This window comes from Superficieibacter electus (assembly GCF_002915575.1).
GTDB lineage: Bacteria > Pseudomonadota > Gammaproteobacteria > Enterobacterales > Enterobacteriaceae > Superficieibacter > Superficieibacter electus.
This window is the reverse complement of sequence record NZ_PQGD01000004.1, coordinates 298,553-308,323: the sequence shown is the minus strand read 5'-3', so window position 1 is coordinate 308,323 and position 9,771 is coordinate 298,553. Positions and strand designations below refer to the sequence as shown.

The window sequence follows — 9,771 nt, the reverse complement described above, 5'->3', positions numbered from 1 at the left end:
CCCCCAAACCCCCCCCCGCCCCCCCCTATCATATTACAAATTTAATCTGGCCAAACCCGGCCCTTTGGGTTTTATAAAAAAAAAAAACACAAAAACCTCCCCGGGGGGGCCCCGCCCCCCCCAACCGGGCGCGCCGCGAAAACGTTAGTAACTGGACTGCTGGGATTTTTCAGCCTGGATACGCTGATAGATCTCTTCACGGTGAACAGAAACTTCTTTCGGGGCGTTTACGCCAATGCGTACCTGGTTGCCCTTCACCCCTAAAACTGTCACGGTGACCTCATCCCCAATCATGAGGGTTTCACCAACTCGACGAGTCAGAATCAGCATTCTTTGCTCCTTGAAAGATTATAAGAGTCGGGTCTCTCTGTATCCCGGCATTATCCGTCATATAACGCCAAAAAGTAAGCGATGACAAACACGTAAAGTGTAAGCAGTCACGGCATCACAATCTGTTAAACGTAAGTTTAGCCGATATACAAAACTTCAACCTGACTTTATCGTTATAAAACCGTCCCGATAAAGGTAACAGATATGATGTTAGCACCTGATTCAGAGACCAGGCAGACCTGAACTCTGAAATCCATTGTATTCTCATCGTACTGCAAACCAGTCGGTCTGGATAGCAATAGTGCAGTTGCAGAACGCCATCCTGATTAAGGGCGTCACCTGCAACTGCTTATAGTTATTACAGTTTTGTACTCACCCAGCTTTTCACGCTGGCTAATGCAGCAGGTAATGCAGCGACATCGGTACCGCCGGCTTGCGCCATATCAGGACGTCCGCCGCCTTTACCACCTACTTGCTGAGCAACCATGCCTACCAGTTCCCCTGCTTTTACGCGATCGGTGACATCTTTTGATACACCAGCAATCAGAGAAACCTTACCTTCCGCCACGGTTGCCAGAACCACAATTGTTGACCCCAGTTGGTTCTTAAGGTCGTCAACCATCGTTCGAAGCATCTTCGGCTCAACGCCGGCCAGTTCGCTAACCAGCAGCTTAACGCCGTTAATCTCTTCCGCTTTACTGGAAAGACTTGCGCTTTCCTGAGCAGCAGCCTGTGCTTTAAGCTGCTGCAACTCTTTTTCCAGTTGACGAGTACGCTCCAGAACGGCACGTACTTTATCACCCAGATTATGGCTATCGCCTTTCAGTAATTGGGCGATATCACTTAGCTGGTCGCTCTCAGCATGCAGCGTAGCAATCGCACCGTCGCCGGTGACGGCTTCAATACGGCGCACGCCCGCCGCCGTGCCAGATTCAGATATAATGCGGAACAAGCCAATATCACCGGTACGGCTGGCATGTGTACCACCACATAATTCAGTTGAGAAGTCGCCCATGCTTAACACGCGTACCCGCTCGTCGTATTTCTCACCGAACAGTGCCATCGCACCCTTCTCGCGCGCGGCATCCAGATCCATGATGTTCGTTTCAACCGGCAGGTTACGACGGATCTGCGCATTCACCAGATCTTCCACCGCGCGGATCTCCGCCGGTTTCATCGCTTCGAAATGCGAGAAGTCGAAACGCAGCACTTTATCGTTAACCAGCGAACCTTTCTGGGCAACGTGAGTACCTAATACCTGACGTAATGCCGCGTGCATCAGATGGGTAGCCGAGTGGTTACGACGAATACGCGCCCGGCGCTCTTCATCGACATCCGCGTGAACGGCGTCCCCCACTTTCAGGGAGCCGGTAGTCAATTTACCGAGGTGTCCGATCGCCTGACCATACTTCTGGGTATCGTCTACCGTAAAGCTAAAGCCCGCGCCTTTCAGTTCGCCTTTATCGCCCACCTGACCGCCCGACTCACCGTAGAATGGCGTTTCGTCAAGGACGACCACCGCCTGCTGACCGGCGCTAATAGCGTCAGTGGCTTTGCCATCAACGAACAGCGCGGTCACTTTGCCGTTCAGTTCCAGATGATCGTAACCTTTAAACTCAGACGTACCGTCAACGCGGATCATGGCGTTATAGTCCGCGCCGAAGCCGCTGGATTCACGCGCGCGACGGCGCTGCGCTTCCATTGCAGCTTCAAAGCCCGCTTCGTCTACTTTGATATTGCGCTCACGGCAAACGTCTGCAGTCAGGTCAACCGGGAAGCCGTAAGTGTCATACAGACGGAAAGCGGTTTCACCATCCAGCGTATCACCGGTCAGTTTTGCCAGCTCTTCGTCCAGCAGCGCCAGGCCACGCTCAAGAGTACGGGCAAACTGCTCTTCTTCCGTTTTCAGTACCTGCTCAACCTGAGCCTGCTGACGTTTTAGTTCGTCACCGGCGGCACCCATCACGTCAATCAGCGGCCCAACCAACTTATAGAAGAAGGTATCTTTCGCGCCGAGCATGTTGCCATGACGAATAGCACGACGAATGATACGACGCAGCACGTAGCCACGGTTTTCATTCGACGGGATCACGCCGTCAGCAATCAGGAAAGCACAGGAACGAATATGATCGGCGATCACCCGCAGCGATTTATTGCTCAGATCGGTGGCACCCGTCACTTTTGCCACCGCATCAATCAGGGTACGGAACAGGTCAATTTCATAGTTGGAATTAACGTGTTGCAGAACCGCAGTAATACGCTCTAGCCCCATACCGGTATCAACAGAAGGTTTCGGTAGCGGCTCCATGGTGCCGTCAGCCTGGCGGTTGAACTGCATAAAGACGATGTTCCAGATCTCAATATAGCGATCGCCGTCTTCTTCCGGGCTTCCCGGAGGACCGCCCCAGATATGATCGCCATGATCGTAGAAAATTTCGGTGCAAGGACCGCACGGACCGGTATCGCCCATCTGCCAGAAGTTATCAGAGGCATACGGCGCGCCTTTATTGTCGCCAATGCGAATAATGCGCTCAGCCGGGATACCGACTTCTTTTTCCCAGATGGCGTACGCTTCGTCATCAGTTTCGTAAACGGTCACCCACAGACGCTCTTTTGGCAGGGCGAACCAGTTTTCCCCGGTCAGCAGTTCCCACGCGTACTGGATGGCGTCGTGTTTAAAGTAATCCCCGAAGCTGAAGTTACCCAGCATTTCAAAGAAAGTATGGTGGCGCGCAGTGTAACCGACATTTTCCAGGTCGTTATGCTTACCGCCCGCACGCACGCAACGCTGAGACGTCGTGGCACGCGAGTAGTTGCGTTTGTCCAGCCCAAGGAAAACATCCTTGAACTGATTCATCCCGGCGTTAGTAAATAGCAGCGTCGGGTCGTTATGAGGAACGAGGGAGCTGCTGGCAACTACCTGATGTCCCTTACCATGGAAAAAGTCGAGAAACGCCTGACGGATCTCAGCGGTGCTCTTGCTCATAATTATCCTGAAATCAAGCTAACGAGTATCGTAGCCAGCGCATGTGCTGAAGCACACTCACGCCAGCGACTGAAAAAAGTGGGAATAAGATAAGTTTTCTTGACGGGGAAGTAAAATCCCCGATGCGGTCAATCGGAAAAATTTCGCCAGATATCCTGGATATCTTCCATCAGATAGCCGCGATAGAGTAAAAAGCGCTGAATTTTCACCTTTTGCACAAACTCGGTAGGCAGCGGCTCGCCGTATTTTCGTACCGCCTGGTCTTTAGCCAGTGCCGCCCATTCAATATCGCATTCGCGCATCGCCCTTTCGCCAACCTCACGAGGAATGCCTTTTTGATTGAGTTCCTGACGAATACGCGCCGGCCCGTATCCTTTGCGGCTACGGCTGGCGATAAACTGTTGTACGAAACGGCTGTCATCAAGGTAATGGTTTTCGATGCACCATGCGATAACGCGATCCACATCCTCCGGCGTCGCATCTGATGCTTCCAGCCCTTGTTTCGTGACGATGGGCGCGCTCAGTTTACGCCGCAACTCCTGTTCACTGTGATCGCGCATCGCCAGAATGCGCACCGCGCGGTCAAGCAGGCGCGAATACGCAGAGCGGCGGGAAGTATTCTCTGTCATCTCAAAACCTGTAAGCGTTGAAATAGCAAAAGGGCCGCATTACGCAGCCCTTTTTTGACTAACATCCGTTGATGTTACCTGTTTTGCCGAAAGATACTATCTGTAGCGTTTCCTCCCGGCGCGATCGAAGATTAAAAATCTTCTTTCGCTTCAGCGGCGTTTTCGTCGTCAGGATCAACCACGAAGTCCGGCTTGTCGTTCGGGTTGCTAAGCAGAAGCTCACGCACTTTCTTCTCGATCTCTTTCGCCGCAGCCGGATTCTCTTTCAGCCAGGTAATCGCATTCGCTTTACCCTGACCAATTTTGTCACCGTTATAGCTATACCAGGCACCCGCTTTCTCGATCAGCTTTTCTTTCACGCCAAGATCGACCAGTTCGCCGTGGAAGTTAATGCCTTCACCGTAAAGGATCTGGAATTCAGCCTGTTTAAACGGCGCAGCGATTTTGTTTTTCACCACTTTAACGCGGGTTTCGCTACCGACAACGTTCTCGCCTTCTTTCACCGCACCGATACGACGGATATCCAGACGCACGGAAGCGTAGAATTTCAGCGCGTTACCGCCGGTGGTGGTTTCCGGGTTACCGAACATCACACCGATTTTCATACGGATCTGGTTGATGAAGATCAGCAGCGTATTGGACTGCTTCAGGTTACCGGCCAGTTTACGCATCGCCTGGCTCATCATACGTGCCGCGAGGCCCATGTGAGAGTCACCGATTTCGCCTTCAATTTCCGCTTTTGGCGTCAGCGCCGCTACGGAGTCGACGACGATAACGTCAACAGCACCAGAGCGTGCCAGCGCGTCACAGATTTCCAGCGCCTGCTCACCGGTGTCCGGCTGAGAACAGAGCAGGTTGTCGATATCGACGCCCAGTTTACGTGCGTAAACCGGATCAAGGGCGTGTTCTGCGTCGATAAACGCACAGGTTTTGCCTTCACGCTGTGCAGCGGCCACAACCTGTAGGGTCAGCGTGGTTTTACCTGAGGACTCCGGTCCGTAGATTTCTACGATACGGCCCATTGGCAAACCGCCTGCGCCCAGCGCAATATCCAGTGAAAGCGAGCCGGTAGAGATGGTTTCCACGTCCATGGAACGGTCTTCACCCAGACGCATGATGGAGCCTTTGCCAAATTGTTTTTCAATCTGGCCCAGTGCTGCCGCCAACGCTTTCTGTTTGTTTTCGTCGATAGCCATTATTACTCCTTTCATACCGGGTGAAGCTGGTTTACACCACGCCGGGGATTACTGTTCTGTTGCGCTAATTATACTGTATAGCTATACAGTATCAAGTGTTTTGTAGAAAATTTTGCCACAGGGTTTGCAGGGCATAAGCCGTGGCCTGACGTCGTACGGCGTCACGGTCACCGGAGAAACATTCACAGCGGGTAATGCCCTCCCCACGGGCGCTGGCAAAGCCAAACCACACCGTGCCAACGGGTTTAGTTTCACTTCCGCCGTCTGGCCCGGCAATGCCGCTGATAGAGACGGCATAATCGGCACGCGCGGCTCGCAATGCGCCAATCGCCATCTCGACGACAACGGGTTCGCTCACTGCGCCGTGCTGCTCAAGCGTCGCGGTTTGTACGCCGATCATTTGTGCTTTCGCCTCATTACTGTAGGTGACAAACCCGCGTTCAAACCATGCAGAGCTGCCTGCAATATCAGTAATGGCTTTCGCCACCCAACCGCCAGTGCAGGATTCTGCGGTGGTCATTGTCGCGCCTCGCGCGCTAAGGGCCTGCCCTACCCGCTCACTTAGCTGCCGTAATTCACTGTCGGTCATGTGCGCCCTATAATGCCGAAAAGGATGGAAAACAAGATAGCACTTTCCACAACGAGATGGGGGCGACGAGTTGATTTTACGAGGAAGATTCAGAAAAAAGGCCAGCTATGCTGACCTTTAACGACGCCTGATAGTAGGACGCTGTTATTTCATGCTATTAGCGATGGTCTCAATATTATGACGCATCGCTTTCTCATAGGTATCCGCCACGCCGCCGGGAGCGGACAAGGCTTCCGGATACAGTTCACCGCCCGGCTGCGCACCGGTAGCGCTGGCAATCTGGCGAACCAGACGCGGATCAAGCTGGTTTTCCATAAACCAGACTTTCACACCATCGGCTTTTATCTGTTTAATCATCTGGGCGATCTGCGCCGCACTCGGTTCGCTTTCTGAGGACAGACCCTGCGGTGCCAAAAAGGTAACGCCATATGCCCGGCTAAAATAGCCAAAGGCGTCGTGGCTGGTCAGCACCTTGCGCTTTGCCTGGGGGATGGCGCTAAACTGCGTTTTTGCCCAGCCATCCAGTTGTTGAAGCTGCGCGATATAGCGACTGCCCGATGTTTTCAGGTCAGCAGCATCTTCCGGGTCAGCTTTTTCCAGCGCAGCCTGAATATTTTGCGCGTAACGGGCACCGTTAGCCATGTTGTTCCACGCATGCGGATCGGTCACCGTTTTGCCGTCTTCTTCCAGCGTATGCGTTTTTATACCGTCCGAGGCGACAACCAGCGTGCCGTGAAAACCGGAGGCTTTCACCATCCTGTCAAGCCAGCCCTCCAGGCCCAGTCCGTTAACCACCACTACATCAGCCTTGCTCAGCATCGCGCTGTCTTTCGGTGAAGGTTCAAAGGTATGCGGATCGCCATCCGGCCCCACCAGCGTATTCACGTTGACATGATCGCCGCCTACCTGCTCGACGATGTCGCCAAGTATTGAAAAACTGGCCACCACATTCAACGTTTTTGCCATTGCGTTCTGCGCCATGACGCTAAGCGCCAGTGCGATAATCACCCCGTTACGTTTCATTATTTCCCCTTGCTGTCAAAAATAAGCGCGCAGACTGCTTGCCAGCCCGCTACGCTTGCCAAAGATAACGGATATAAAAAACAGTGCGCTGGCGGTCAGGACGATTGACGGCCCGGCGGGCAGACTGGCCCCCCACGAAAGGCTTAATCCCAGCCAGGCACTGACGACGCCCCCTGCCCCGGCCAGCAAAAGCAGTCCCGGCAAGGTTCTGGCCCAACAGCGAGCGGCGACAGCAGGCAGCATCATGACGCCTACCGCCATCAGCGTGCCCAGCACCTGAAAGCCGGCGACCAGATTCAATACCAACAGCGCCAGAAACAGACCGTGTAAAAGTGAAGGCAGCCAGCGCGCATTGACTTCAAGCCAGGCGCTGTCAAATGCTTCGCTGACCAGCCCCCGATAGAACATCGCCAGACAAACCAGCGTGACGCCAGAAACACCCGCGACGAAAAAAGCCGCGTCGGCGTCGACGGCGAGAATCGAGCCAAACAGCAAATGCAGGAGATCGACACTCGAGCCGCGCAGGGAAACCAGCGTCACGCCCAGCGCCAGCGAACCGAGATAAAACCCGGCGAAACTGGCGTCCTCTTTAAGCAGCGTGCGGCGGCTGACCCATCCCGCAGTTAAAGCCACAGCGATACCGGCAATAAATCCGCCGATACTCATCGCCAGCAGCGACATGCCATTAAGCAGATAGCCGATTGCCACGCCCGGTAAAATGGCATGAGAAAGCGCATCGCCCATCAGGCTCATCCGCCGTAAGAGCAAAAACACGCCCAGCGCCGTAGTACTCATGGAGAGCGCCAGGCACACCACCAGCGCGCGACGCATAAAACCGTACTCAATGAACGGCTGAAAAAAGAGGTGCCAAATCATGCCGGGAGCGCCTCCTGCGTGCGGCCCCAGTACGCCTTTTCAGCCGCCAGGTGGAGGGTTTCAGGGAAATACTCTGCCACGCACTGGCTGTCGTGCAGCACGGCCAGCACCGTTTGTCCCTGACGGTTCATCTCCATCATCAGGGCCATCAGGACCTGCCGGGTCGCTTCATCGACACCGGTAAAAGGTTCATCAAGCATCACCAGCGGAGCCTGCTGGAGCAGAACGCGGGCGAATAACATTCGCTGGAATTGCCCGCCGGAAAGCCGGTCAATAGTGTCTCGCGCCAGTGAAGAAAGGCCGACGCGCTCCAGCACGGCCGCAATACGCACGCGCGTGGCCCGATCCAGCGCTTTCAGGAGCGAAACACGCGGCCAGGCTCCCATACTCACCACGTCCTGGACGGTAAGCGGAAACTGTGACTCCAGCGCATGACGCTGCGCCAGCCAGCCAATAACCGGTCGCCCTGCTGACCAGTGAATACTGCCGCTGACCGGAGAAATAAAGCCCGCCAGTGTTTTCAACAACGTCGATTTACCGCAGCCGTTAACGCCGGTAATCGCGATCATACTGCCCGTTTCAATAGTGCCGCTTAGCGACGGGGTCACGGGCTGGCGGTCGTAGCCTGCCACAAGATGATCCAGTTCCATCATGGCAATGCGACCGCCCAGTGAATGGCCAGCCCCAGAACGATCAGCAACAGTAGCGCAAACAACAAACGCGTCGTGGCGGAGAAGGAAAAAAGCGTAGAAGAAAGCATAGAAAACCTCAATATGTTATAACATAACAATATTGAGTTTGTAGAGAAATGTAAACCGGATTTGCCCGCAGGACTATGTCGAAATATTTCAGACGAAAGTAATAATGCGCTCGCCCCGGCGCTTAACGCAGGGGCGAGCGAGAAAGGCAGAAAGCGCAGTTAGCTTAACGGGCCAGCGCTACCGCTTCTCCCAGCTGCCAGACGGCCATCGCATAGTTAGTGCTGTGGTTATAACGCGTGATGGTGTAGAAATTAGGCAGGCCATACCAGTACTGATAACTGGTACCGATATCCAGCCGCAGCAGGCTGGCCTGCTGATGGTTCCCCAGCGGCTGAAGCGGCGTCAGCCCGGCGACCGCAAGCTGCGATACGCTGTATTTGGTATTGAAGCCGCTTTCCAGCCCCTGCGCCTGACCGCTGGCCTGTACGGCAACCAGGTCTCCCTTCACCCAGCCATGTTCTTTGAAATAATTAGCCACGCTGCCGATGGCGTCTTCCGGGTCCCACAGGTTAATACGGCCATCGCCATTAAAATCAACGGCATATTGCTTGTATGAGGACGGCATAAACTGACCGTAGCCCATCGCCCCGGCAAACGATCCCTGCAAATCCAGCGGGTCGTCCTGCTCATCACGCGCCATCAACAAGAAGGTTTCCAGTTCGCCGGAGAAATATTCAGCGCGGCGCGGATAATTAAAGGAAAGCGTGGCCAGCGCATCAAGAATTCGGGTTTTCCCCATTACCCGGCCCCAGCGCGTTTCCACACCGATAATACCGACGATGATTTCCGGAGGTACGCCATAAACCTGCCACGCGCGGTTCAGCGCATCCTGATACTGGTTCCAGAACACCACGCCGTTTTGCACGTTATCCGGGGTAATAAACTGCTGGCGATAGCGTAACCACGCGCCATTCGGGCCGCTGGGCAATGTCGATGTCGTCGGTGCCTGCCTGTCCATCAGACGCAGCACGTTATCTTTGCGCTTCGCCTGCGACAGGATCTCCTGAAGCTGCTGCTTATTAAAGCCATGCTTGCTCACCATCTTGTCGATGAACTGCTCCGCCGCCGGGTTATTGGCGAAATCACCGCTGAGCATCATCACATTATGCTGCGGCTCCAGCAGGAAACCGCCAGAGGGAGCAGGTGCTACCGTTTCCGGAGAGGCGGAGGTTTTCGGTTGGCTGCTGCAGGCCGCGAGCAGGGTAATTAACGGAAATAAAGTCAGGTAACGACGCTTAAACATGGGAGTTCCATTCAACGAATTTGGGCAAAGGCAAGTATGGTAAAACATCCGCCCGCTCTCAAGGAAGCGGCTTCCTGCCGCAGTAAAAAGTTTTTCTGCCGCTCACTTCTTACCGCTTCCGCCAAAAACTTTCAAACT

At 54.3% G+C, this 9,771-nt stretch carries 9 protein-coding genes; all 9 read right to left on the bottom strand.

Annotated features, from left to right (window positions below; all coding sequences use genetic code 11):
• Positions 1 to 144: 144 nt before the first annotated feature.
• The 9 genes from csrA to mltB all read right to left on the bottom strand — a co-directional run bounded on the left by csrA (position 145) and on the right by mltB (position 9,633).
• Positions 145 to 330: a carbon storage regulator CsrA gene (gene csrA, locus CHU32_RS06785; RefSeq protein WP_000906486.1), complete on the bottom strand. Its 186-nt coding sequence runs from the start codon at positions 328 to 330 to the stop codon at positions 145 to 147.
• Positions 331 to 688: 358 nt separating this feature from the next.
• The gene (alaS, locus tag CHU32_RS06780; RefSeq protein WP_103675317.1) at positions 689 to 3,316 is read right to left on the bottom strand and encodes an alanine--tRNA ligase; all 2,628 of its coding nucleotides are present in this window, start codon (positions 3,314 to 3,316) and stop codon (positions 689 to 691) included.
• Positions 3,317 to 3,444: 128 nt separating this feature from the next.
• Positions 3,445 to 3,945 (bottom strand): recombination regulator RecX, encoded by a 501-nt coding sequence (gene recX, locus CHU32_RS06775; RefSeq protein WP_103675316.1) that lies wholly within the window; start codon positions 3,943 to 3,945, stop codon positions 3,445 to 3,447.
• 131 nt (positions 3,946 to 4,076) lie between these two features.
• Positions 4,077 to 5,141, bottom strand: a complete 1,065-nt coding sequence (recA, locus tag CHU32_RS06770) for a recombinase RecA (RefSeq protein ID WP_103675315.1) — start codon at positions 5,139 to 5,141, stop codon at positions 4,077 to 4,079.
• A gap of 91 nt (positions 5,142 to 5,232) precedes the next feature.
• The gene (gene pncC, locus CHU32_RS06765) at positions 5,233 to 5,730 is read right to left on the bottom strand and encodes a nicotinamide-nucleotide amidase (protein WP_103675314.1); all 498 of its coding nucleotides are present in this window, start codon (positions 5,728 to 5,730) and stop codon (positions 5,233 to 5,235) included.
• Positions 5,731 to 5,874: 144 nt separating this feature from the next.
• Positions 5,875 to 6,753, bottom strand: coding sequence for a metal ABC transporter substrate-binding protein (locus tag CHU32_RS06760; RefSeq protein ID WP_103675313.1), 879 nt, complete (start codon positions 6,751 to 6,753; stop codon positions 5,875 to 5,877).
• 15 nt (positions 6,754 to 6,768) lie between these two features.
• The gene (locus tag CHU32_RS06755) at positions 6,769 to 7,629 is read right to left on the bottom strand and encodes a metal ABC transporter permease (protein WP_103675312.1); all 861 of its coding nucleotides are present in this window, start codon (positions 7,627 to 7,629) and stop codon (positions 6,769 to 6,771) included.
• A complete protein-coding gene (locus tag CHU32_RS06750; protein ID WP_103675311.1) occupies positions 7,626 to 8,282 on the bottom strand; it encodes a metal ABC transporter ATP-binding protein in 657 nt (218 codons plus the stop codon). The genes CHU32_RS06755 and CHU32_RS06750 overlap by 4 nt, the downstream gene beginning before the upstream one ends.
• Positions 8,283 to 8,553: 271 nt before the next feature.
• Positions 8,554 to 9,633 (bottom strand): lytic murein transglycosylase B, encoded by a 1,080-nt coding sequence (gene mltB, locus CHU32_RS06745; protein ID WP_176691636.1) that lies wholly within the window; start codon positions 9,631 to 9,633, stop codon positions 8,554 to 8,556.
• Positions 9,634 to 9,771: the final 138 nt, after the last annotated feature.